At 72.1% G+C, this 23,313-nt stretch carries 20 protein-coding genes; 13 read left to right on the top strand and 7 right to left on the bottom strand.

Going from position 1 to position 23,313, the window contains the following annotated elements; translation table 11 throughout:
• Positions 1–127: 127 nt before the first annotated feature.
• Positions 128–787: a class F sortase gene (locus ACFZAX_RS12425; protein ID WP_390961521.1), complete on the bottom strand. Its 660-nt coding sequence runs from the start codon at positions 785–787 to the stop codon at positions 128–130.
• A gap of 337 nt (positions 788–1,124) precedes the next feature.
• On the opposite strand from ACFZAX_RS12425, the gene ACFZAX_RS12420 reads away from it, so the two are divergent.
• Positions 1,125–1,742, top strand: coding sequence for a hypothetical protein (locus ACFZAX_RS12420; protein WP_390961137.1), 618 nt, complete (start codon positions 1,125–1,127; stop codon positions 1,740–1,742).
• 126 nt (positions 1,743–1,868) lie between these two features.
• On the opposite strand, the gene ACFZAX_RS12415 is transcribed toward ACFZAX_RS12420, so the two are convergent.
• Both ACFZAX_RS12415 and ACFZAX_RS12410 read right to left on the bottom strand, forming a co-directional pair.
• Entirely contained in the window at positions 1,869–2,501 is a 633-nt protein-coding gene (locus ACFZAX_RS12415; RefSeq protein ID WP_390961136.1) for a hypothetical protein, read from the bottom strand.
• 190 nt (positions 2,502–2,691) lie between these two features.
• Positions 2,692–3,456: a hypothetical protein gene (locus tag ACFZAX_RS12410; protein ID WP_390961134.1), complete on the bottom strand. Its 765-nt coding sequence runs from the start codon at positions 3,454–3,456 to the stop codon at positions 2,692–2,694.
• Between the two features lie 1,299 nt (positions 3,457–4,755).
• Here ACFZAX_RS12410 and ACFZAX_RS12405 point away from each other — a divergent pair.
• Positions 4,756–5,574, top strand: coding sequence for an SAM-dependent methyltransferase (locus tag ACFZAX_RS12405; protein WP_390961133.1), 819 nt, complete (start codon positions 4,756–4,758; stop codon positions 5,572–5,574).
• A complete protein-coding gene (locus ACFZAX_RS12400; protein WP_390961132.1) occupies positions 5,571–7,745 on the top strand; it encodes an EAL domain-containing protein in 2,175 nt (724 codons plus the stop codon). Before ACFZAX_RS12405 ends, ACFZAX_RS12400 begins: the two co-directional genes overlap by 4 nt.
• Before the next feature lie 29 nt (positions 7,746–7,774).
• Here ACFZAX_RS12400 and ACFZAX_RS12395 read toward each other — a convergent pair whose 3' ends face one another.
• Positions 7,775–8,695 (bottom strand): LysR substrate-binding domain-containing protein, encoded by a 921-nt coding sequence (locus tag ACFZAX_RS12395; protein WP_390961131.1) that lies wholly within the window; start codon positions 8,693–8,695, stop codon positions 7,775–7,777.
• Positions 8,696–8,791: 96 nt separating this feature from the next.
• On the opposite strand from ACFZAX_RS12395, the gene ACFZAX_RS12390 reads away from it, so the two are divergent.
• Genes ACFZAX_RS12390 through ACFZAX_RS12380 form a run of 3 tightly spaced genes read left to right on the top strand, consistent with a single transcriptional unit; the run spans position 8,792 to position 12,193 of the window.
• On the top strand, positions 8,792–9,499 hold the full coding sequence (locus ACFZAX_RS12390) for a succinate dehydrogenase (RefSeq protein ID WP_390961130.1): 708 nt from the start codon (positions 8,792–8,794) through the stop codon (positions 9,497–9,499).
• 1 nt (position 9,500) lies between these two features.
• Positions 9,501–11,450 (top strand): fumarate reductase/succinate dehydrogenase flavoprotein subunit, encoded by a 1,950-nt coding sequence (locus ACFZAX_RS12385; protein ID WP_390961129.1) that lies wholly within the window; start codon positions 9,501–9,503, stop codon positions 11,448–11,450.
• The gene (locus ACFZAX_RS12380; RefSeq protein ID WP_327179473.1) at positions 11,447–12,193 is read left to right on the top strand and encodes a succinate dehydrogenase/fumarate reductase iron-sulfur subunit; all 747 of its coding nucleotides are present in this window, start codon (positions 11,447–11,449) and stop codon (positions 12,191–12,193) included. Before ACFZAX_RS12385 ends, ACFZAX_RS12380 begins: the two co-directional genes overlap by 4 nt.
• A 128-nt stretch (positions 12,194–12,321) precedes the next feature.
• Here the strand turns inward: ACFZAX_RS12380 and ACFZAX_RS12375 are convergent, their stop codons facing one another.
• Positions 12,322–14,745: an ABC transporter gene (locus ACFZAX_RS12375; protein WP_390961128.1), complete on the bottom strand. Its 2,424-nt coding sequence runs from the start codon at positions 14,743–14,745 to the stop codon at positions 12,322–12,324.
• Positions 14,746–14,917: 172 nt separating this feature from the next.
• Between ACFZAX_RS12375 and ACFZAX_RS12370 the strand changes: the two genes are divergently transcribed.
• The 3 genes from ACFZAX_RS12370 to ACFZAX_RS12360 all read left to right on the top strand — a co-directional run bounded on the left by ACFZAX_RS12370 (position 14,918) and on the right by ACFZAX_RS12360 (position 16,788).
• Positions 14,918–15,448, top strand: a complete 531-nt coding sequence (locus tag ACFZAX_RS12370; protein ID WP_390961127.1) for a hypothetical protein — start codon at positions 14,918–14,920, stop codon at positions 15,446–15,448.
• A complete protein-coding gene (locus ACFZAX_RS12365) occupies positions 15,445–15,711 on the top strand; it encodes a DUF4235 domain-containing protein (RefSeq protein WP_327179476.1) in 267 nt (88 codons plus the stop codon). The genes ACFZAX_RS12370 and ACFZAX_RS12365 overlap by 4 nt, the downstream gene beginning before the upstream one ends.
• 327 nt (positions 15,712–16,038) lie before the next feature.
• A complete protein-coding gene (locus ACFZAX_RS12360; protein ID WP_390961126.1) occupies positions 16,039–16,788 on the top strand; it encodes a DUF6215 domain-containing protein in 750 nt (249 codons plus the stop codon).
• Between the two features lie 71 nt (positions 16,789–16,859).
• Here ACFZAX_RS12360 and ACFZAX_RS12355 read toward each other — a convergent pair whose 3' ends face one another.
• Entirely contained in the window at positions 16,860–17,348 is a 489-nt protein-coding gene (locus ACFZAX_RS12355; RefSeq protein WP_390961125.1) for a hypothetical protein, read from the bottom strand.
• 197 nt (positions 17,349–17,545) lie between these two features.
• On the opposite strand from ACFZAX_RS12355, the gene ACFZAX_RS12350 reads away from it, so the two are divergent.
• The 3 genes from ACFZAX_RS12350 to ACFZAX_RS12340 are packed head-to-tail and all read left to right on the top strand — an operon-like array spanning position 17,546 to position 21,068.
• On the top strand, positions 17,546–19,291 hold the full coding sequence (locus tag ACFZAX_RS12350; RefSeq protein ID WP_390961123.1) for a diacylglycerol kinase family protein: 1,746 nt from the start codon (positions 17,546–17,548) through the stop codon (positions 19,289–19,291).
• Positions 19,291–20,244, top strand: a complete 954-nt coding sequence (locus ACFZAX_RS12345) for a YhjD/YihY/BrkB family envelope integrity protein (protein WP_390961121.1) — start codon at positions 19,291–19,293, stop codon at positions 20,242–20,244. Before ACFZAX_RS12350 ends, ACFZAX_RS12345 begins: the two co-directional genes overlap by 1 nt.
• 50 nt (positions 20,245–20,294) lie before the next feature.
• Positions 20,295–21,068, top strand: a complete 774-nt coding sequence (locus ACFZAX_RS12340) for a phosphatase PAP2 family protein (RefSeq protein WP_390961120.1) — start codon at positions 20,295–20,297, stop codon at positions 21,066–21,068.
• Positions 21,069–21,459: 391 nt separating this feature from the next.
• Here the strand turns inward: ACFZAX_RS12340 and ACFZAX_RS12335 are convergent, their stop codons facing one another.
• Positions 21,460–21,675 (bottom strand): dodecin, encoded by a 216-nt coding sequence (locus tag ACFZAX_RS12335; protein ID WP_390961118.1) that lies wholly within the window; start codon positions 21,673–21,675, stop codon positions 21,460–21,462.
• A gap of 203 nt (positions 21,676–21,878) precedes the next feature.
• Here ACFZAX_RS12335 and ACFZAX_RS12330 point away from each other — a divergent pair, with 203 nt between their 5' ends.
• A complete protein-coding gene (locus ACFZAX_RS12330; RefSeq protein WP_390961117.1) occupies positions 21,879–23,132 on the top strand; it encodes an extracellular solute-binding protein in 1,254 nt (417 codons plus the stop codon).
• Positions 23,133–23,313: the final 181 nt, after the last annotated feature.

The raw sequence follows: 23,313 nt of genomic DNA, 5'->3' as shown, positions 1-23,313 counted from the left end.
CGGGGGTACGGCGTGCGAGGCGGGCGCGTCGGCCGTGCAGAGGGGCGGCGCGGCTCGCACCCGCGGGCCCGGCCGGTCCGGCGGGGGCCCCGGGCACCTGCCGCACGGGCGGGCGGGCGAAGACGGTTCAGCGGGTCTCCACCAGTCGCGCGAAGACGACCACGTTCCCGTCGTACCCGCCGGCCTTCGTATAGCCGCCGCCGCAGGTGATGACGCGGAGCTCGGCGTAACCGGTGTCTCCGTACACCCGGGGGCCGGGGAAGCCGGCCTTGGAGAAGACCTCCACGCCGTAGATCTCGAAGACCGCGACCCGGCCGTCGTAGCGGGTCACCTCCACGTGCTCGCCCTTCGTGAGGGCGCCGAGCCCGTAGAAGACGGCGGGCCCCGACATGTTGTCCACATGCCCGACGATCACCGACGTTCCCCGCTGCCCGGGGGAGATGCCGTTCTGGTACCAGCCCGCCAGGTTGGTGTCCCGCGGGGAAGGCGCGGCGATCCAGCCGTCCTGGTCGAGGCCCACGTCCACGATCGGGGCGTCCACCTTGATCGCCGCGATCGAGACGCGGGCGGCGGGGGCGTACGGCAGCATCTGCACCGGCTCCGCGGCCGGGGGGACGCTCCCGGTGTCCGGGGAGCTGTCGATCCGGGCGGCGGCCACCGGCTGCGGCGGCCCGGCCGGCACGTCGACGCCGTTCCTCATCAGCGCGATCCCGGTGAGCATGACCAGGGCGACGGCACCCCAGGGAGTGTGTCTGGTCCGCCGGACCTTCCAGTTGTCCCGGCCCATGGTTCTCCCTTTCGTCGCCACGCTCGGCACGCTAAGGGCGCGGGGGCACGACGGCGATCGGAGCGGCGCGAACGGGTGGCGTCGGACATGCGGCAGGTCGGCCGCCCTGCCTGTCGGAGTAATGCCTGTCGGAGTAATGGCCGCATAAAAGTTCTGACGGTCCGTGACCTGCGGTCCCGTCAGGTCACGCCGTGCACCGCCCGGCGTGTCGCCGTACCGGGGACGGCGGTGCCGACATGCGACCAGTCAGAGGTTCTGGTGAGGGTTCGTCATGGGACGCGTTCGACCGATCCCGGAGGAGAGGCTTCCGGGGCGCGTCCCGCTGGAGGTTCACACGATGCGTGTCACACGCGCTCTCGCGGTCACCGCGACGGCATTCGCGGCGCTCGGACTCGCCCCCTCGCCGGCCGTCGCCGGCGGCGGCCCGTCACCGTCCGTCCCGGTGAACGTCACCGTCAACCCGCGTGCGGTCCACCAGGGTGCCACGCTGCAGATCAGCGCTCAGGGCTGCAACCGCGGCGGCCGGGTGTGGTCGAACGCGTTCCCGACGGTGGAGCTCTCGGCGGGCCGCACCGGCTACGCCACCGCGCGCGTCCGCTACGACACCACCCCTGGGCACTACAACCTCTCGGTGCGCTGCAACAGCAACAACGGCAGCAACAACGGGAACAACAGCGGAAACAACAACGGCTTCGGCAACGACGACGCCAACGACTTCGGCAACGGCAACGGCAACGGCAACGGCAACGGCAACGGCAACGGCTCCGGCAACGGCGCCGTGGCGACGGCGCGGTTCACCGTGCTCGACGGCCGGGGGGCCCAGGGTGGTCTCGGCGGATCCATGGGGCCGGGCTCCACGGAGACGCGGATCGGCGGCGCGCTGGTGGCGGCCGCGGCCGTCGGGGGCGCCGTCTTCATCGTCCGCCGTCGTCGGACGAGCAATGCGGCCGTGTAGGGCCTCTCGTCCGGATCAGACCCTCGGGCCGTCCTTGCCGCCCGGCCCGATACGCCCGTCGCCCCGAGTCCCGGACCAGGGACCCGGGGCGACCGACGTCCGCGCGCCCCGGCCGGCCGTCACCGGTCAGTGCCGGCCGGCGGAGCCACGACGGCGTACGAAGAAGACGGTGCCTGTGGCGGCGACCAGAACGAGGGCCGCACCCAGGGCGAGCTCCTCGCCGTCGAGCGAGCCGATGCTTCCGCCGAGACCGCCCTGGACGCCCGCCGGGGCGGGAAGGGACGTGGAGTTCGCCGTCGCGACTGCGGTGGCGGTGCCGATCTCCGGGGTGACGGCGGCGGGGGCCGTGGAGGAGCCCGTGCTCGTGCCCGTACCCGTGCTCGTGGTGGTGCTCGTGCCCGTGGTCGCTCCGCCGGTGATGGTGAGGCCGGTGTTCCTCGCGTCGCCGCTGGAGCCGCATTTGAAGGTCACCGCGTAGATGGCACCCTGCTGGGCACTTCCGTCCACCGTGGCGACGGCCGTGGTGGTCCCGCTGGGGATGACGACGGTGTCGAAGACTCCCGAGGTGACGGTCGTCCCGCCCGTGCACCCGCCGCTGCCCAGCGTGACCTGTCCGCCGGGTGCTGTCACCGACGGCGTGACGGTGGGGGTGAACGGCGGGGTACTCCCCCCGTCCTGTGAGGCGTGGGCGGCGGGAGTCGCGAGGAGGAGGGCGGTGGCGCCGGACAGGGCGAGGGGTGCGACACGTATCGCGCGCATGTGAGCCTCCGGGGACCGAGGCGTATCCGCGGAACCGGTTTCCGCGAGGCGGGAAGCACGAGGAAATACGTCTCGGTGTCCGACACGCTAGGAGCCCGTCACATCACCCGCGATCGGAGTAAGGCGAATGGGGCAGCGCCGTCCCCCGGGCGGCTCACCGCCCGGGGGACGCGTCCGTCCGGGGTCCTCCTCAGCGCGCGGCGTGCGGGAAGAGGTCGAAGAAGGGTGCCGCGGTCGCCGAGATGCCCCGTCCGAAGGGGGCGTCGAAGTCCCAGATCAGGAAGAGGAGGAACGCGATCAGCACGCTGAAGAGGCCCGCGAGGAGCAGCTCTCTGAAGGTTCTGCGGATCTGCAGCGTGAAGATCAGTCCGACGGTCACCAGGGCGCCGATGATGAGGCCGAACCACACCACCCCCGGCATCGTGGCGCCCGCGTTCTGCCCGCGCGCGCTGCGTGCGTCGTCGGCCGCCGCGACCTGGTCCACGAGCGGCTGGTAGGCCTGGCCCTCGTGGTCGTTCCGCGGGACGTACTCGGTGACGTCCGCGCGGAGGGTGTCGAGGAGCCGGGTCCCACGATCCGTGAGGGAGCCGTGCTTCTCCATGTACCGCCATTCGTCGTCCACCACGTAGGAGACGTAGGTGTCGACGTCGGCGCGGATGCGGTCGCGGACCTCCGCCGGGTAGACGGACGAGCGCGCGTGCACCTCGTGCAGCGCCTGGGCCTCCAGACGTACGTACTCCTGGGCGGAGCTGCGGCCCTCCCAGACGCCCGCGATGGCGAGGCCGAGCACGATGGCGTACACCACGCCGATCATCATCGTCATGTACTCGATGACGTCGGGCGTCTCGGAGGGGTCGTCGTCCTCGCCGACGCGGCGGTTGTTGAGGACGGCGATGGTGAGTACGACGGCACAGACCGATGCCATCGCGATGGAGAGGGCGATCCATTCCGACAAGGTGTCCTCCGTCGGGTCAGCGGGACGAACGAGGCCGGAGCACGGCGACGGCGAACACGGCGGGAGCCGTGATCATCAGAGTCAGCGTCACCAACGAGGTTCCGCTGTCGTGCACTTGGCGCCGGGGCTTGCGATAGACCGGCAGCGCGACGACGTGGGCCGTGGGGTGCGCGGACGGGGTGGGTGAGGGGGTCGGCGACGGACTCGGCTCCGGTGCGGGCGGTGGCGGTGGCGCGGGTGCGGGAGCCGGAGGCGTCGGCCGGGGAGTGGGGGGCGGGAGCGCGCGCGGTGCCGGCGGCCGGGGTTTCGGCGGCGGCGGGGGCTCCGGAGCGGGGGACGGTTCGGGCGCCGGGGGCGCCGGGGGCGGGGGAGTGGGGGACGGTGGAGGCGGTGTGGGTTCGGGCGAGGGCGGCGGTGTCGGGGGCGGCGTGCATACGCCGCTTCCCGCCACGGCGACCGCGGTGACACCGCCGTCCGGCCCGATGACGGCGACCGCGCAGGCGTCCGCGACCGCCGGAGCGGGCGCGGACATCAGCCAGAGGAGCGCGGTGGCCGCGGTGAGCCGTCCGATACGTGATCCGTGCACGCCCCGGATCATGGTCCTCCCCGCGGGGATACGCACGAAGCACTCGGGTGATTCGCCTGATGGTGGGACAATCGCCGATTTTCATGTACGGAACGGGGAAGCGTGCTGTGTCTTCGGCGGCGAGGTACCGAGGGGTTGGCCGCCCTACTCGGACCGCGCGGACTGTTTCGGGTGAGCGGCCCCTGACGGACGGTGAGGTCCGACTTCTCTTTCCGGCGGGCGTGTTCGGCGCGGCGGGGTGGCGGAACCCGCCGCGGGATCCCGCCTCTCGCCCCGTGCTCCCCATTCGGCATGGCTTGATATGCCGCTCGGGGGCCACGTTCCCCGGTGTGCGGTTACCGGGGGGTCGGTTTCCGATCGCGGGCCGACAACTCGCCTTTCGATAAAGGGCGGTGATGCCGCGAGAGTGCTCCGGTGAGGCCCGTGGAAGAGCGCCGGGCGATATGTGATATGAAGGGTCCGGAGATGCCCGATTCAACACCGGTGCCGAGTTGGCCGGTTCCGGATCGCCCCTCGGCGACCCGGCGGGATGTCCGGTCGCTCCGCGTTCACCTGCTGATACGTACGGTGGTCACACCTGTCAGCAGGGTGTGACCAATAACGGACCGCTAATTTCCGTTTCCTCTCGCTCTCTTGGCGGTCGGTCAGTAGCCTCTGGTCAACACTGACCATGAACATGGCCGGATCGTCGTGGCGACTTGTTGGAGACATCGATGGAGCGTCCCGCCTGGGCACCGCAAGGCATAGACATATCGGTGCCGAGCGTGTCCCGCATGTACGACTTCTATCTGGGCGGCTCGCACAATTTCGAGGTGGACCGGGAAGCGGCCCGCAGGGCGATGGAGTTCATGCCCGGTCTCCCCAAGATCATGCAGGCCAATCGCGCGTTCATGCGCAGGGCGGTGCGTTACGCGGTGGCCTCGGGCGTCACCCAGTTCCTGGACATCGGCTCGGGCATACCGACCTTCGGCAATGTCCACGAGGTCGCCCACGGTGCCGATCCCACCGCGCGGATCGCCTACGTCGACCACGACCCGGTCGCGGTGGCGCACAGCCGTGCGGTTCTCGACGGTGACAACCGCACCACCGTCGTCGCCGCCGATCTGCGCCGTCCGCAGGAGATCCTGAAGAACCCGGAGATCGGCGAACTGCTCGACCTGGAAAGGCCGGTGGCCCTCCTGCTGGTGGCCGTCCTCCACTTCGTCGAGGACTCCGACGACCCGTACGCCGCCGTCGCCGAGCTGCGCGCGGCACTCGCCCCGGGCAGCCTGCTCGTGGTCACTCACGCCGCGTACGAGGGCATCCCGCTCACCCGTGAGGAGGCGGGCGGCGCCGTGGGCGTGTACAGCAGCATCCGCAATCCGCTCATCATGCGTTCGCCCGCGGAGGTGGCCCGGTTCTTCGAGGGCTGGGAGCTGGTGGACCCGGGGCTGGTCCCGATGCCGGACTGGCGGCCCGACCCCGGCACGGCCGGCGAGCCGGAAGACCCGTTCGCCTTCTCGGGCTACGCCGGTGTGGGGCGCAAGGCGTGAGCATCCCCACCCAGAAGTCCGGAGCGCCGGACGAGGAACCGGACGGCCCCGAGGACCGGCTCCGGAGATTCGCCACGATCTGGAGCCGGGCCATCTTCCCGTCGACGGCCACCTCGCTGACCCGTCCCGAGTTCGAACAGCATCTGCTGCCCCTGGCGCGCGAGCTGAACGAGACCCTGCACGCCCTCCCGTTCGACGCGGCACCCGCCCAACAGGTCGGCACCGCACTCGTCGCCGCCCACTGCACCGACCCCGACGCCCTCAGCGCCACCCTCGGCGTCATCGACTCGTACCTGGTGCTCTACTGCGGCGGCAACGGCCCCGCCGAGCTCTCGACCGAGGACAGCCGGGCCCGCAGCGCGCGCATCCAGCACGCCCTGGCCGGCGGGTACAGTCACGCACTGCGCGAGCGGACCCTGGGCGAGCAGGAGGCCATCGCCCGCTCCGCGCTGACCGCGCGTTCGCACGCCGAACAGGTGCTGCACGAGACGCAGACCCGCTTCCGGGCGGTCTTCGCGGAAGCGGCCATCGGCATCGCCATCGCCGACCTCGACGGCAACCTGCTGGAGAGCAACGACACCCTCACCCGGATGTTCGGCGGCCTCGACAGCCATGTCCGCAGCCGCAAGCTGACCGACTGGGCCCACCCGGAGGACACCCCGCACGTCTGGCGGTACTACCACGAACTCGTACGCGGTGAACGCGACCACTACCGCGTCGAGAAGCCCTACTACCGCAACGACGGCACGGTCCTGTGGACCAACCTCACGGTGTCGCTGCTGCGCGACTCCGAGGGAGACCCCGAGTACCAGCTGGCGCTCATGGAGGACACCACCGAGCGCAGACTGCTGAACCTCAGGCTGCGGTACGAGGCCACCCACGACGCGCTCACCGGACTGCCCAACCGGACGCTCTTCTTCGAGCGGCTGGAGAAGGCGGTGGCGGCCAAGGGCGGCACCCGCTTCGGGCTCTGCTACCTCGACCTCGACGGGTTCAAGGCGATCAACGACAGCCTCGGCCACGCGGCGGGCGACCGCCTCCTCGTCGAGGTCGCGGACCGGCTGCAGAGCTGCGCGACGGCGCAGGGCGAGATGGTGGCCCGGCTCGGCGGCGACGAGTTCGTGGCGCTGACGACCGGACCGGACACCGCGCGGGAGGTGGGCGACCTCGCCTGCCGCATTCTGAACGTGCTGTCCACGCCCATCCGGATCGAGGGGCGGGAACTGACCGTGCGCGGCTCCATCGGAGTCGTCGAAGGCCCCTCCGGCATCCGTAGCGCCGCCGAAGTGCTGCGCAGCGCGGACATCACGATGTACCGCGCCAAATCGGCCGGCGGCAACCGCTTCGAGCTCGCCGACGAGGAGGCCGACGCCCGGGCCATCACCCGGCACGGGCTCACCACCGCGCTCCCGGCGGCCCTGGAGCGGGGCGAGTTCTTCATCGAGTACCAGCCGCTGGTGCACCTCGGCGACGGCAGCGTGCACGGCGCGGAGGCCCTCGTCCGCTGGCTGCATCCGCAGCACGGCATCCTCGGACCGGACCAGTTCATCCCGCTCGCCGAGCACACCGGCCTCATCGTGCCGCTCGGCCGCTGGGTGCTGGAGGAGTCCGTCCGCCAGGCCCACCACTGGCAGGAGCGTCACAGCGACGGCGGCCCCCTGCGGATCAACGTCAACCTCTCGCCGACCCAGCTCCACCACCCCCGGCTCGTCGCCGAGACCGTGGACGTGCTGGAGCGGTCCGGTCTTGAGCCGGGCGCGCTCTGCCTGGAGCTCACCGAGTCCGCCCTGATCGGCGCCGACGACGGACTGCTCAAACCCTTGCGCCAGCTCGCGGAGATGGGCGTCGACATCGCCCTCGACGACTTCGGCACCGGCTACTCCAACCTCGCCAACCTGCGCCGCCTCCCGGTCAGCGTGCTCAAGCTCGACCGGTCCTTCACCCGGGGCATGCAGCGGCATCCGGCGGACCCCGTCGACCTGAAGATCGTGGAGGGGATCGTCACCCTGGCGCACAGCCTCGAACTGGCGGTCACGGTGGAAGGCGTGGAGACGGCGGCCCAGGCGGAGCAGCTGCGGGAGCTGGGCTGCGACACGGCCCAGGGGTGGTACTACGCCCGCCCCGGCGCCCCGGACCGCATCCACTCGCTGGTGCTGGCCGACGCCGTGTGAGCGGAGGCGGACGGCTTTCCGGGGCTTGTTCAGCCCCGCCCGGCGGACCCGCCGAGGAGGCTGCCCGGGTCCGCCTCCAGCAGCATCCGCTGGAACTCCCTGGCCGCGCGGGGTGGTGCCACGTCGGTGCGGTGGGCCAGCGCGATGGTCCGCCGCAGCCCGGGCGGGGCCAGCGGAGTCATCCGCAGGCCCTGCCCGGCCCGGCCCGCGACCATGCGCGGCACCACGGCCATGCCGAGCCCCGCCCGTACGAAACCGAGCACCGCGTCCATCTCGCCGCCCTCCACCGTGAAGGTGGGCTCGAAGCCCTCCGCCCGGCAGGCGGCGACGGTGAGCTCCCGCAGGTCGTAGCCGTGGCGGAACATCACCAGCGGTACGCCCTGGAGATCGGCGATCCGCACGGACTTCCCCCGTCCCGGGGCGGGCGCGTCCGCCGCCGACACCACGACCAGGTCCTCGTGCAGCAGCTCCACCGTGGTCAACGCCGGCGAGGCGGCGGGCAGCGGGAGTACGAGCAGTGCGATGTCGAGTGCCCCGCGCGCGAGTTGACGTACCAGGTCGTGCGAACCGCCTTCCTCCAGAAGCAGTTCGATCCCCGGGTGCCGGTCGTGGTACGCCCGCAGTACGTCGGGGAGCAGGCCGGTGCAGATGCTGGGGGTGGCGCCGAGACGGATGCGCCCGCGCCGCAGCCGCACCAGCTCCTGCACCTCGCGGCGCGCGCTCTCCGCGTCCGCGAGGATGCGCCGGGCCAGTGGCAGCAGGGTCTCGCCCGCATCGGTCAGCGCGATGTTGCCCCGGGCCCGGCTGAACAGCTCCGCGCCCAGCTCGTCCTCCAGGGCCCGGATCTGCTGGGACAGCGAGGGCTGGGAGACGTGCACCGCCTCGGCGGCCCGGGTGAAGTGCCGGGCCTCGGCGACGGCGACGAAATAAGTGAGCTGCTGGAAGTGCATAAAGGCAGGTTAAACCCGTTGCATAGGCCATGCCTATGGAGATGAGCGCGTCCATCTCTTGGACCGATGGGGGCGTCCGGCCCTACCGTCGTGCCCATGGCACTGGCAACACGGGCGGAACGACGGCCGTCCATGACGCGCACGCTCTGGGACTCGACCGTCGGCAAGAAAACGATCATGGCAGTGAGCGGCCTGATCATGCTGGGCTACCTGGTCGTCCACATGCTGGGCAATCTGAAGATCTTCTTCGGGCCCGGCGAGTTCAACCACTACGCGCACTGGCTGCGCACGCTCGGCGAGCCCTTCCTCCACCACGAGTGGGCACTCTGGATCGTCCGCCTGGTGCTGGTCGCCGCCGTGGTGCTGCACGCCGTCTCCGCGTACCAGCTCAGCCGGCGCGACCTCCGGGCGCGCCCCGTCGGTTACGTCCACAAGAGGGCGCGGGCGAGCTACGCCACCCGGACCATGCGATGGGGCGGCATCATCCTCGCGCTCTTCATCGTCTGGCACATCCTCGACCTCACCACCGGCACCGTGCACAGCGGCGGCTTCCAGGCCGGGCACCCGTACCAGAACGTCGTCGACACCTTCTCCACCTGGTACGGCGACGTCATCTACATCGTCGCGGTGCTCGCCGTCGGCCTCCACGTCCAGCACGGATTCTGGAGCGCCGCACAGACCCTCGGAGTCGGCAGCGCCACCCGCGACCGAGTCCTGAAGACCCTGGCCAACGTGATCTCGGTGGTGCTCACCGTGGGATTCGTGTCCGTACCCGTTGCCGTCATGACCGGAGTCGTGAGCTGACATGAGCGACTACACGCAGTACCGCACCGGCGAGCCGCTCGTCGACACCAAGGCCCCCGAGGGGCCCGTCGCCGAACGCTGGGACACCCGCCGCTTCGAGGCCAAGCTCGTCAACCCGGCGAACCGCCGCAAGCACACGGTGATCGTCGTCGGCACCGGCCTCGCCGGCGGATCGGCCGGCGCCACCCTCGCCGAACAGGGCTACCACGTCGTGCAGTTCTGCTTCCAGGACTCCCCGCGCCGCGCCCACTCGGTCGCGGCCCAGGGCGGCATCAACGCCGCGAAGAACTACCGCAACGACGGCGACTCGGTCCACCGGCTCTTCTACGACACCGTCAAGGGCGGCGACTTCCGCGCCCGCGAATCCAACGTGCACCGGCTCGCGCAGATCTCCGTCGAGATCATCGACCAGTGCGTCGCGCAGGGCGTCCCCTTCGCCCGCGAGTACGGCGGCCTCCTCGACAACCGGTCCTTCGGCGGGGTCCAGGTCTCCCGCACCTTCTACGCCCGGGGTCAGACCGGACAGCAGCTCCTCCTCGGCGCCTACCAGGCGCTCTCCCGGCAGATCGCCGCGGGCAACGTCGAACTCCACGCGCGCACCGAGATGCTCGACCTGATCGTGGTCGACGGACGGGCCCGCGGTATCGTCGCCCGCGACCTGGTCACCGGTCGGATCGACACCTACTTCGCCGACGCGGTCGTGCTGGCCAGCGGCGGTTACGGCAACGTCTTCTACCTCTCGACCAACGCGATGAACTCCAACGCCACCGCCGTCTGGCGGGCCCACCGGCGCGGCGCCCGCTTCGCGAACCCCTGCTTCACCCAGATCCATCCCACCTGCATCCCGCGTACCGGCGACCACCAGTCCAAGCTCACCCTGATGAGCGAGTCGCTCCGCAACGACGGCCGGATCTGGGTCCCCAAGGCCAAGGGCGACGACCGCCCGGCCAATGAGATCCCCGAGGACGAGCGCGACTACTACCTGGAGCGGATCTACCCCGCCTTCGGCAACCTCGTACCGCGCGACATCGCCTCCCGCGCCGCGAAGAACGTCTGCGACGAGGGCCGCGGCGTCGGCCCCGGCGGCCAGGGCGTCTACCTGGACTTCGCCGACGCCATCGCCCGGATGGGCCGCGCCAAGGTCGAGGAGAAGTACGGCAACCTCTTCGACATGTACGCCCGGATCACCGCCGAGGACCCGTACGAGACCCCGATGCGGATCTACCCGGCCGTGCACTACACCATGGGCGGCCTCTGGGTGGACTACGACCTCCAGACCACGGTCCCCGGGCTCTTCGCGATCGGCGAGGCCAACTTCTCCGACCACGGTGCCAACCGCCTCGGCGCCTCCGCGCTGATGCAGGGCCTCGCCGACGGCTACTTCGTCCTGCCGTCCACCATCAACGACTACCTCGCCCGCAATCCGCACACCGCCCCCGTGGGCGCGGACCACCCGGCGGTCGCGGAGACGGTCGCCGAGACCGAGGACCGGCTCAACCTGCTGCTCGCCGTCGACGGCGACCGCACCCCCGACTCCTTCCACCGCGAGATCGGCGAACTCATGTGGGAGTTCTGCGGGATGGCACGCACGGAGGAGGGCCTGCGCACGGCGCTCGCGCGCATCCCCCTGATCCGAGAGGAGTTCTGGCGCCGCGTCAAGGTCCCGGGCACCGGCGAGCAGTTCAACCAGTCGCTGGAGAAGGCCAACCGGATCGTCGACTACCTGGAGCTCGCCGAGCTGATGTGCCTCGACGCCCTCCACCGCGCCGAGTCCTGCGGCGGCCACTTCCGCGAGGAGTCGCAGACCCCGGACGGTGAAGCCGCCCGCCGTGACGAGGAGTTCTCCTACGCCGCCGCGTGGGAGTTCACCGCCACCGGCGAGGCCCCCGTCCTGCACAAGGAGGACCTCGTGTTCGAGTACGTACACCCCACCCAGCGGAGCTACGCATGAAGCTCACCCTGCGCGTCTGGCGCCAGCGAGACGCCGAGGCGCCCGGCGCCATGGCCACCTACGAAGTCGACGGCATCTCGCAGGACATGTCGTTCCTCGAAATGCTCGACACCCTCAACGAGGGGCTCATCCTCGAAGGCGACGAGCCGGTCGCCTTCGACCACGACTGCCGCGAAGGCATCTGCGGGGCGTGCAGCCTCGTCATCAACGGCGACGCGCACGGCCCCGAGCGCACCACCACCTGCCAGCTCCACATGCGGTCCTTCGACGACGGCGACACCATCGACATCGAGCCCTGGCGCGCCTCCGCGTTCCCGGTCATCAAGGACCTGGTGGTCGACCGCTCGGCCTTCGACCGCATCATCCAGTCCGGCGGTTACATCTCCGCCCCCACCGGTACGGCCCCCGACGCCCACGCCACCCCCGTGCCCAAGCCGGACGCCGACTTCGCCTTCGAGCACGCCGAGTGCATCGGCTGCGGCGCCTGCGTCGCCGCCTGTCCCAACGGCTCGGCGATGCTCTTCACCTCGGCGAAGATCAACCACCTCAACGTGCTCCCGCAGGGCGCGCCCGAGCGGGAGACCCGGGTGCTCGACATGGTCGCCACCATGGACGAGGAGGGCTTCGGCGGCTGCACCCTGACCGGCGAGTGCGCCACCGCCTGCCCGAAGGGGATCCCGCTCCCGTCCATCGCCGCCATGAACAAGGAGTGGCTGCGCGCCACCCGCAAGGTCCGGCGCTGATCGGGGAAGCGCCACCCGACCGTCCCGCCGCCGCACCGTGGGCGCCGACGGGACTCCCCCCGAGGGGGTGGAGCGGTTTTCAAGGGGCCGCTCCACCCCCTCGGGGCTTTCGTGTACCGGGGGTCCGCTCAGCCCGTCCGGAGCGCCCGGGCGAGGAACGGGGCCGTGCGGCTGCCCGCCGCCCGCGCGACCTCGGCCGGGGCGCCCGCCGCGACGATCCGCCCGCCCTCCGCGCCGCCGCCAGGACCCATGTCGATCACATGGTCCGCACCCGCCACCACCGCCATGTCGTGTTCCACGACCACCACCGTGCCGCCCGCGTCCACCAGCCCGTGCAACTGGCGCATCAGCACCTCCACATCGGCCGGGTGCAGCCCCGTGGTCGGCTCGTCCAGCACGTACAGGGTGTGGCCCCGCCGGGCGCGCTGGAGCTCCGCCGCCAGCTTGATCCGCTGCGCCTCACCGCCCGACAGCTCGGTGGCGGGCTGCCCGAGGCGCAGATAGCCGAGTCCCACCTCGTCCAGCGTGCGCAGGCTCCGCTCGGCGGCCGGCACCCCCGCGAAGAATCCGGCCGCCGCCTCCACCGTCAGGTCGAGCACCCCGGCGATGGAGAGCCCGCGCAGGGTGACCTCCAGCGTCGGCGGGTTGTAGCGCGCCCCGTGGCAGTCCGGGCAGGGCGCGTACGTACTGGGCAGGAAGAGCAGCTCCACCGAGACGGACCCCTCGCCCTGGCAGGTCTCGCACCGCCCACCCGCCACGTTGAACGAGAACCGCCCCGCCCGGTAGCCGCGCTCCCGCGCCGTCTCCGTCTCCGCGAACAGCTTGCGTACGACGTCGAACAGCCCTGTGTACGTAGCCAGGTTCGAGCGCGGCGTACGGCCGATGGGCTTCTGGTCCACCTGCACGAGCCGGTCCACCGCCTCCAGCCCACGCGCGGACACGCAGCCCCGTACGGCGGGCGCGTCCGGCAGGTCCGCCGCCGAAGACGCCTGGCGGTCGGCGAGCACCCCGGCCAGCACCTGGCCGACCAGGGTCGACTTGCCCGAACCCGAGACGCCCGTCACGGCGGTGAAGACCCCGAGCGGGAACGCCACGTCCACGCCCCGCACGTTGTGGCGCCGGACCCCTTCGAGACGCAGCTCCCCGGAGGGGGTGCGCGGCGGGCGGGCGGCGGGCGCGGCCCCGTCGAAGAGAAAGCGCCGGGTCGCCGACTCCGCCACCTCGGCGAGAGCGGCGGGCGGGCCGCTGTGCAGCACCCGGCCGCCGTGCTCCCCGGCGAGCGGTCCCACGTCGACCAGCCAGTCGGCCTGCCGCACCACGTCCAACTGGTGCTCCACCACGAAGACCGAGTTCCCGGCCTCCTTCAGCCTGCCGAGCACCGCCAGCAGGGACGCCGTGTCGGCCGGGTGCAGACCCGCCGACGGCTCGTCCAGCACGTACACCACACCGAACAGACCGGACCGCAACTGCGTCGCCAGTCGCAGCCGCTGGAGTTCGCCCGAGGAGAGCGTCGGGGCCGTCCGGTCGAGGCTGAGATAGCCGAGACCCAGCTCGGTGACCGTGCCGATGCGGGCCAGCAGATCCGTGGTCATCACCCGCGCCGTCGTGTCACCGCCGGACGCGCGCAGCACCTCCGACAGGGCCGCCAGCGGCAACGCCGCCAGTTCCGCGATGGTGTGCCCGGCGAAGGTCACCGCCATCGCCTCCGGCCGCAGCCGCCCGCCCCCGCAGACCGGGCACGGAACGCTCGTCAGGAATCGCTCCGCCCGCGCCCGCAGGGTCTGGCTCCGGGAGTCGGCGAACGTGTGCATCACATAGCGCCGGGCGCTCATGTACGTCCCCTGGTAAGGGCGTTGGATGCGGCCCGCGTCACGCACCGGATGAACCGTCACCACCGGCTGCTCGTCCGTGAAGAGGATCCACTCCCGCTCACCGGCCGGAAGCTCGCGCCAGGGCCGGTCGACGTCGTACCCGAGGGCGTCGAGCACGTCCCGCAAATTCTTGCCCTGCCAGGCACCCGGCCAGGCCGCGATCGCCCCCTCCCGGATCGACAACGAGGCGTCCGGGACGAGGAGCTCCTCCGAAGTGCGGTGGACCCGTCCGAGCCCGTGGCACTCGGGGCAGGCGCCCGCCGCGGTGTTGGGGGAGAAGGCGTCCGAGTCCAGCCGCTCGGCGCCCTCCGGATACTCCCCGGCCCGGGAATACAGCATCCGCAGCGAGTTGGAGAGCGTGGTCACCGTACCCACCGAGGAACGCTCGCCCGCCGTGGAGCGGCGCTGCTCCAGCGAGACGGCCGGCGGCAGTCCGGTGATCTCGCCGACGGCCGGAGCGCCGACCTGGTGGATCAGTCGGCGGGCGTACGGCGCCACCGACTCGAAGTACCGCCGCTGCGCCTCCGCGTAGATGGTGCCGAACGCCAGCGACGACTTGCCGGAACCGGACACCCCGGTGAAGACGGTCAGGGTGTCGCGGGGGATGTCCACGTCGATGTTCTGGAGGTTGTGCTCGCGGGCGCCGCGCACCCGGACGTACGGATCGTGGGGGGTGGACATCGGTGCGGACTCCGAACATGTGGGGAGAAACAGTCACATTCTAAAGGGCTGCGCGGCGGGGGGAGGCATTGCCCGCCCGACCGGGGGCACGCGGGGAGCATGCCGATGATCCACGGCCGGCCGGGGCGGGCGACCGTCCGGCCGGCACGGACGAGAAGGAGAGTGCTGAGCGATGACGGATGACCAGAACCCCCGCGAGGACGGTTCCGTACCGACACCGGAGGACCTCCGGGCACAGGCGTCGGCCGCACGGGACGAACTCGGCCGGACGGTCGAGCAACTGGCGGCGACGGCCGACGCCACCGTACGCGCCCAGGCCGACGAGCTGACCTCGCAAGCGCGTCGGAAGACCGCGGACGTGACCGCGCTGGGGCAGGAGAAGGCGGCCGGAGCGAAGGACCGGGCCGTCGAGAAGGCCGAAGAGCTGCGGGCCCGGGCCACGGAGAAGGCCGCCGGGGCGCGCGCGGAGGCGCGGGAGCGGACTCCGGACGCCGTGCTGGGCACCGCGGCCCAGGCCCAGCAGCAGATCGGGGCGGCCGTGCGGACCCTGGGGGAGAAGTTCCAGGAGCGCGCGCCCGAGCCCGTGCGCCGGGGCGCCGACCGCGTGGCCCACGCCGCGCGGGGCAAGGAGGGGCTGCTGGTCGCCGGGGGAGTGGCCGCCGTCGCGGTGGTCGCCGTCGCGCGTCACCGGCGGCGCGGATGAACGTCCCCGCCCTCGTGTACAAGCCCGTCGGCCTCGCCGTCGGGATGGCGGGCGGCCTGGTCGCCGGGGCCGTCTTCCGTCAGGTGTGGAAGACGGTCGCCCGTGAGGACGACGCGCCGAGTCCGACGGACCGTGACCGCGGCTGGCCCGAGATCCTCGCCGCGGCGGCCCTGCAAGGGGCGATCTTCTCCACCGTCCGTGCCGCGGTCGGACGCGGCGGGGCCATCACCGTCCGGCGCCTGACGGGAACCTGGCCGGACTGAGGGCCGAGGCCGGCGGGCAGAAGACCCCGGCAACTCCCACGCCCTCGGATCCAACGAGGAGTCCGCCACCGGAACACGCACCGGTGGCGGACTCCTCGCGTGTCCGGCGCTGCCGGACGGCTCCGAACTCCTCACCCGCGCCGGCCGGTGCGGGCCACCGCCCTCGCTCCGGCGGGCGGACGTTCTGTGCCGGTGTGGCGCGCTTCGACCTCCGACGGGCCACCGCGAACGCGGAGAAAGATCAATCGCGTTGTGGGGAGCGCCAGGAGCGGGCTACGTTCCCCCGGGCGCACGTGCCCGGGGGAACAGCGGCAAGGGGTGGGGGACTTGGACGGACGTACTGGCGTGCCCGAAAGTGGGACGAACCCGTGGGGGCAGGCAGTCTCCGCGGTGGTACTCGTGGGGATGCTCTGTGGCGGTCTGTGGGCGATCGGGGAGACCGAGAACACGGGCACGGACACCGAAGCCCGCCCGGCCACCTGTTCCCCGGACGAGGACGGCCGAAGCGGGAAGGACACGCCCCGGGGAAAGGCCGGTGACGCGCTCCTCGCCGTCTCCGGATTCCAGCTGTGTTCCGCGCTGAACCGGCCCGACCTGGCCGAACTGCTCGAAGCCACCGGTGAGACCGCGCTGAGCGCCAGCGGCAGTGGCGGCCTCGTGCAGTCGTCCGCGGGCAAGGGTGAGGGGACCGACGACCCCTCGGCCCGGGTCGAACTCGGCCCCTACACCGTGACGCTGGAGATGAGCCACGACGGACTTCCGGCAGCGGCGTTGGCCACCCTCCTGGGGAACACCGCCCGGCAGCGGACGGTCCTCGGACGCCCGGCGGTCCTCTACTCCGACCGGACCATCAGCCTCAGCTTCCGCCTCGACGGCAGCGACGCCCGGAGTGCCCCCGGAGTCCCGTCCCGCGTTCTCTCCGTCGACGCGGAGCACGGCGGCGCATCCGTGGAAGTGGCGATGTGGCGCGAGGACGGCTGGGAGCCGGACGAAGCGACCCTCCTCCGGGTGGCCGAGGCCGTGCTGCCCACGATCCCGGGGTGGGAGGCCGGAGCGGAGGTGCTGGACAGTCCTTAGAGCATCACCACGGGACGGCACGAGGATCTCCTCGCGGCGGCCCCTCGTCACCCGGGGTTCCGTGCGCGCCCTCAGGTACGCCCCAGACGCTCCTGGGCGTCCTTCAGTGCCTGGGACGACTCGGCCCAGCGGGCCCGCACCACGGTGAAACCGGCCGCCTCGGCGTCGTCGCAGACCAGCTCGTCGTCGTCCACCAGCATCCGGATCTCGCGCCCCCGGCCCAGCCGCTTCAGCACCTCCAGCTTGGTGCGGCGGGCAGGACGGCGGTCGTCGTTGCGCCGCATGTGCAGCGGCCCCTCGGGGAGCCCGTGCAGGGAGATCCAGTCGAGGGTGTCCTTGCGACAGCGTTCCGGGCGGCCGGTCAGGTAGACGACCTCGCACTCGTCGGCGCTCCGCACGGCGAGGCTGATTCCCTCGGCGAGCGGCGGGTCGTCGACGGCGGCGGCGAAGAACGCGGACCAGTCCCGGCGGGCGCCTTCGAGGAAGTGCTGCCGGTGGGCGCTGTCCGAGAGAGTGCCGTCCAGGTCGAATACGGCGAAGGGCCGGGCGTCGTCGGTCATCCCTCCACAGTAGGCCCCCGCCCGGCACGGGGCCCCGGCGGAGCGCTCGCATCCCCTCCGGGCCGCCCCGCCCCCGACCGTACGACTCCGCCGGGCAGAGCCGAGGTCTGCCGCCCCGTTTCGAGGGCATACGCCGATGGCCGGGCCGCAGTCGCCGCCCGGATCCGAGAACGCGAGTGCGCACACGTGGGGGTTCCATGCCGACTGCCCTGCCGGCGAGACGGGCCGGAGTCGACGAGGAGCGGCCGGGCATCTCCCGCCCCGGCCGCTCCCCTGCCCTGACCAGCGGTACCGGTCGCGCCGCCGTACGCGTCGGTGCGCTGACGGTCTGCCAGGCGGGGCTGATGACGGGCCTCGGCCTGCTGATCACCGGCCCGGCGCGGGACTGGTGGCCGCTGACTGTCGAGGACGAGGTGAACGAAGGCTTCGAGCGCATACGCACGCACGCGCTCACCTCCGCCTCGCTCATCGGCTCCGGCGCGGGCAACACGTCCACGGTGGTCGGGATCACCCTGCTGGTCTGTGTGGGGCTGATCCTCATCCCGCGGCTGCCGAGGTGGCGGGAGGCCGTCTTCCTCGCGGTCGCCGTGTCCCTCCAGTCACTGGTCTTCCTCGTCATCACGGAGTCCGTCGACCGGACCCGCCCGGACGTGGAGCGCCTGGACGCCTCACCGCCGACCTCCAGTTACACCTCCGGGCACACCGGGGCGGCCACCGCGCTCTACGGGGGACTCGCCGTCCTGGTGCTCTCCCGGGTGCGCGGTCCCTGGCGGAAGGTGCTGGGCGCCGTCTTCCTGCTGATCCCCCTGCTCGTCGGGGTCGCCCGGCTCTACCGGGGCATGCACCACCCCACCGACGTGGTGGGCGGCCTGCTGAACGGCGGTCTCTCCCTGCTGATCGTGGGCCGGGCCGTCCTCGCGGACGACTACGCGGCGGCCCCCGTGCCCGCCGCCGCGACCGACGTCGCCGTGGCCGCGGCCGAGTCCCGTACCGAGCAGACCGACGCGCGGACCACCGGGACCACCGGGACCACTGTCGTCATCGTCAACCCCACGGTCACCGGCCCCGCGGTCCGGGACACCCTGCGGCTCGTACTGGCCCAGCACGGGTACGGCGCACCGGTCTTCGCGGAGACGACGGCGGACGACCCGGGCGCCGGGCAGGCGGCGGACGCGGTCCGCGAGGGCGCGGGTCTGGTCGTGGTCTGCGGCGGCGACGGGACGGTCCGTGCGGTGGCCGACGTCCTCGCGGGTACGGGCGTCGCACTGGCGGTCGTCCCCTGCGGCACCGGCAATCTGCTCGCCCGTCACCTCGGGCTGCCGCTGGACCCCGCGAAGGCCCTCCACGCGGCGCTGGCCGGTACCCCGCAGCGGCTCGACCTGGGCCGGCTGGAGGGTGACGGCGTCCCCGCGACCCACTTCACGGCCATGTCGGGAGCGGGCCTGGACGCGGCGATGCTGGAGCACACCTCGGACCGCGCCAAGTCCGCGGTGGGCTGGCCCGCCTACGTGGTGGCGGGGCTGCGGGAGCTGCGGTCGCCCAGGACCCGGCTGACGGTCTCGCTGGACGGCGGGCCGGAGCTGCACCGGAGCGTACGGATGGTGCTCCTCGCCAACATCGGTACGGTGCAGGGCGGCACCGCCCTCGTACCCGCCGCGCGACCGGACGACGGCCTGCTGGACCTCGCGCTCTACGATCCGCACGGCCCGGCCGGCTGGCTGCGCGCCCTGCGGGTGCTGCTGCGGCCGTCCTCGGGCACGGGTTCCGAGGGTGGCGGGGACGGGGGCCCCGTCGAGTTCTTCACTTTTCGCCGCGCCGAACTCCGCTTCGCGTCGCCGCAGCCCCGCGAGATGGACGGCGACCCGGTGGGCGCCGGTCTCCGGCTCACCGCCGAGGTCGTGCCCGGGGCACTGACCGTCCTCGTCCCCGACGGGGGCGCGTGATGGGTACGGCGACCCGGGTCCCGCAGACCCGCGACATGACGGGCGACGAGCTCTCCGCCGACGAGGCGCTGGCCACCCTGCGCCGGTACGGCAGTTGGCAACTGGTGCGCGACTCGTTCGTCCGCTTCCGCTACTCCGACGGGTTCAGTCACTCCCGGGCCCTCGCCCTGCAGACGGTGCTCGCGGTGATACCGCTGGTCATCGCGTTCGTCGGCCTCTCCGCCGAGATGCACACCGAGGACATCGGCCGGCTCGCCGAGCTGACGATCCACCGGCTCAGCGCGGGCCCCAGCGCCGACGTCGTCGACGAGGCGCTGGACCAGAGCCGACGCCAGACGGGCATCGGCGCCCGTCTGGCGCTCTGGTTCGGACTCGCTTTCTCCATGGTCAACACCACCACCGCGATGTGCCAGGTGGAGCGGGGTGCGAACCGGATCTACGGTGTCGAACGCGACCGGGTCTTCCACCGGAAGTACCTGCGCGGGCTCGTCATGTCCCTCAGCGCGGGCATCCCGCTCGGCATCGGTTCGCTGCTGATGGTGGCGGGCGGGGACCTGGTGGCCGCCGCGACCACCGTCTACCACCTCGGCGACGGCGCCCGGACCGCCTGGGACCTGCTGAGGTGGCCGCTGGGGGTGATTCTCGCCCTGATCTCCGCCAGCGCGATATTCCGCCGGGCGCCCCGGCGCAAGCAACCCGGTTACACCTGGCTGGCGTTCGGGGCGGCCGTCTACCTGGTGCTGTGGACCGCACTGACCTGGCTGCTCAGCAAGTACCTCGCGTTCAGCGGCTCGTTCGACACCGTCTACGGCCCCCTCAGCGCCTTCATGTCGCTGCTGCTGTGGGCCTATCTGACCTCGATCGCTCTCTTCCTCGGGCTGTCCTTCGCCGCGCAGCTCGAAGCGGTGCGGGCCCGACGGCCCGGACCGATCCAGCCCGACCCCGGGGCCTGAGGCCCCGCCGGACCGAACCGAACCGATCCACCCCGGACCCGGGAGCCCGAATGCCCGTACGCACCACCGCCCGCCGCCTCCGCGACAGCCGCCGGGCCGACCGGAGATTCGGCGCCCGGCTGCTCGGGGCGGTCGCGGTCGCCGCCGTGGCAGCGGTGCCCTTCGCCCTGCTGCTCGTCCTCGTGGAGGGCCACTGGCAGCCGCTGCGCCGGCTCGACGCCTCGGCGGCCCTGCGGCTCAACCGCACGGCCCTCGACCACCCCGCGTGGACCAGCACGTTGCGGTTCCTCTCCGACTGGGTGTGGGACCCGACCACCCTGCGGTCCGCGGTGGCGCTGCTGACGGCCTGGCTGCTGTGGAAGCGGGCCTGGCGGCTGGCGTCCTGGGCCGCCGTGACGGCGGTCGGCGGAGGGCTGATCGGGCTGCTCGTCAAGACCGTGGTGGAGCGCACCCGGCCCTCCCTGGAGGACCCGGTGGCGCACGCGCCCGGCTTCTCCTTCCCCTCCGGGCACGCGATGACCGCGACCACCTCCTCCGCGGTCCTGCTGCTCGTCCTGCTGCCGATGGTGCCGCGCGCCTGGCACGCGGTGTGCTGGGGCGTGGCGGCCCTGTCGGTGGTCGGGGTGGGGTTCACCCGGGTCGCGCTCGGCGTCCACTGGTTCAGCGACGTGGTCGGCGGCTGGCTGCTCGGCGCGGCGGTGGTCGCGCTCACCGCCTGGGCCTTCGAGGCGTGGCGCAGCGATGTGGGGCGCCGGCGGACCGAGGTCGGCGAGGGCCTGGAGCCCGAGCTGACCGGCGCGGAGCCGGAGCGCCAGAAGGCCTGACCCACGGCCCGCTCACGCGAGGGGCCCGCCACCCGAGGTTCCGGTTCCGGGGGCGGGCCCCTCGCGGCGCTCCGTCCGCGGTCGCCGTCCCCGGCGTGGCCGTCCCGTACCGTCCCGTGCCGTCCCGTGCCGTCCCGTGCCGTCCCGTGCCGTCCCGTGCCGTCCCGTGCCGTCCCGTGCCGTCCCGTGCCGTCCCGTCCCGTAAGCGCGGGAGTCCCGTGGCGGCGTCAGAGGGTCCGGCAGTACGGGGGCCGGGCCCCCGTCCCCCGTACTGCGCGGTGACGGAGCCGAGAGCGCCCGCGGACGTACCGCCGCGGAGGGATCGTCCGGCGCCGGTCACGTGGCGTGGGGCCGCACCACGCCGCACCACGCCCTGTCGTCCCCGGCTCCGTCAGGAAGGTCCGTCGAGCCGGAAGCCGACCTTGAGCGTCACCTGGTAGTGCCCCACCCGGCCGTCCTCGATGTGTCCGCGCGCTTCCTTGATCTCGAACCAGTCGAGATTGCGCAACGTTTCCGACGCTCGGGCGATGCCGTTGCGGATCGCCGCGTCGATGCCCTCCTCGGAGGTTCCTACGATCTCGGTGACCCGATAGGTGTGATTGGACATCGTATGTCTCCCTTCGTGTCTCCACGGTGCCTTACTCCCGGGTGGTGCGCGAGGGAGCGGTCGGCCGCGCCCGGGCGACGGGCGGCCCTTGACCTGCTCAATGGTCCATACCAAAATCCAGCCACACACCCGTGCGAGCACCGCCCGCGTCCCCCCACACCGGGTCAAGATTCCATCGTGCTGATTCGCAGAAGGTGACGCTCGTGAAGAACCGGATTCTCGCCGGAGCCATCGCACTCGTCTCGTCCGTGGCCCTCGGGGGATGCGGATACCTGTCCCCCTCCGCCGCGGGGGACACCACCGTGACGGTCTGGCTGATGAAGGGCAGTGCCTCCACCGAATTCCTGGACAAGTTCACCGCGGCGTACGAGGCGGAACACAGTTCGGTCGAACTGGAGTTCAAGTTCCAGGAGTGGGGCGGTATCGGCCCCAAGGTGCTGTCCGCGCTCAAGGGCAAGGACTCCCCGGACGTCATCGAGGTCGGCAACACGCAGGTCGCCCAGTACGCGGAGAGCGGCGGCCTGCGCGACCTCACCCTGGAGGCCATGCGCGACCTCGGCAGCGAGGACTGGCTGCCGGGCCTCGCCGACCCGGGCAGCATCAACGGAGTGCAGTACGGCATCCCCTGGTACGCGGCCAACCGGGTGGTCATCTACAACAAGGACCTCTTCGCGCAGGCGGGGATCGACACCCCGCCGAAGAACCGCGAGCAGTGGATCGCCGACACCGAACGCCTGGACTCGGACGGGAACCAGGGCATCTACCTCGCGGGGCAGAACTGGTACGTCCTCGCCGGATTCATCTGGGACGAGGGCGGCGAACTCGCCGAAGGGGACGACGGCGACTGGACCGGCGCCCTGGACAGCCCCGAGGCACTCAGGGGCATGGAGTTCTACAAGAAGCTCCAGGCGCTCGGTGCCGGCCCGAAGGACGCCGACGAGGAGAACCCGCCGCAGACCGACGTGTTCGCCCGAGGCGACGTCGCCCAGATCATCTCCACCCCGGGCAGCGCCGGGCTCATCGAGCAGGCCAACCCCGGACTCAAGGGGAAACTGGGCTACTTCCCGATACCCGGCAAGACCACGAAGAAGCCCGGCGCGGTCTTCACCGGCGGCTCCGACCTGATCGTCCCGGAGAAGGCCGAGCACCGCAGCGCCGGCGTCGCAGTGGTGGAGGCGCTGGCGAGCGAGAAGTGGCAGCGCGAACTCGCCCTGGCCATGAGCTACGTCCCCAACAAGCCGGAGCTCGCGGGCGCCGTCGAGGACCAGGAAGGCACCGCCGCGATGGCGAAGGGAGCCGCCCAGGGACGGGCCACTCCCAACTCGGCCCAGTGGGCGGACGTCGAGGCCGAGAACCCCATCAAGCCGTACATGACCGCGGTGCTGGAGGGACGCGACCCGGCCGAGGAGGCGAAGTCGGCCTCGGAGCGCATCAGTTCACTCCTGGCGGGCAGCTGACGCCCCGCGCCCGGCCGCCGGGGCCGAGGGACCGGTGAGGTGGTGCGGGGAAAGGGCGGGCCCGGGCCGCACCCCGGGATTAAGCCGTCGCACATCCGCACGCTCCATGGCGGCCACGTCGAATCCAGCCGGACGCGGAAGAAGTAGGGGGCCGGACCTTCGCCGCCGCGCGGAGGTCCGA

The sequence above is a fragment of the Streptomyces sp. NPDC008125 genome (genome assembly GCF_042957125.1).
Taxonomy (GTDB): domain Bacteria; phylum Actinomycetota; class Actinomycetes; order Streptomycetales; family Streptomycetaceae; genus Streptomyces.
This window is presented reverse-complemented; position numbering and strand designations above follow the sequence as displayed.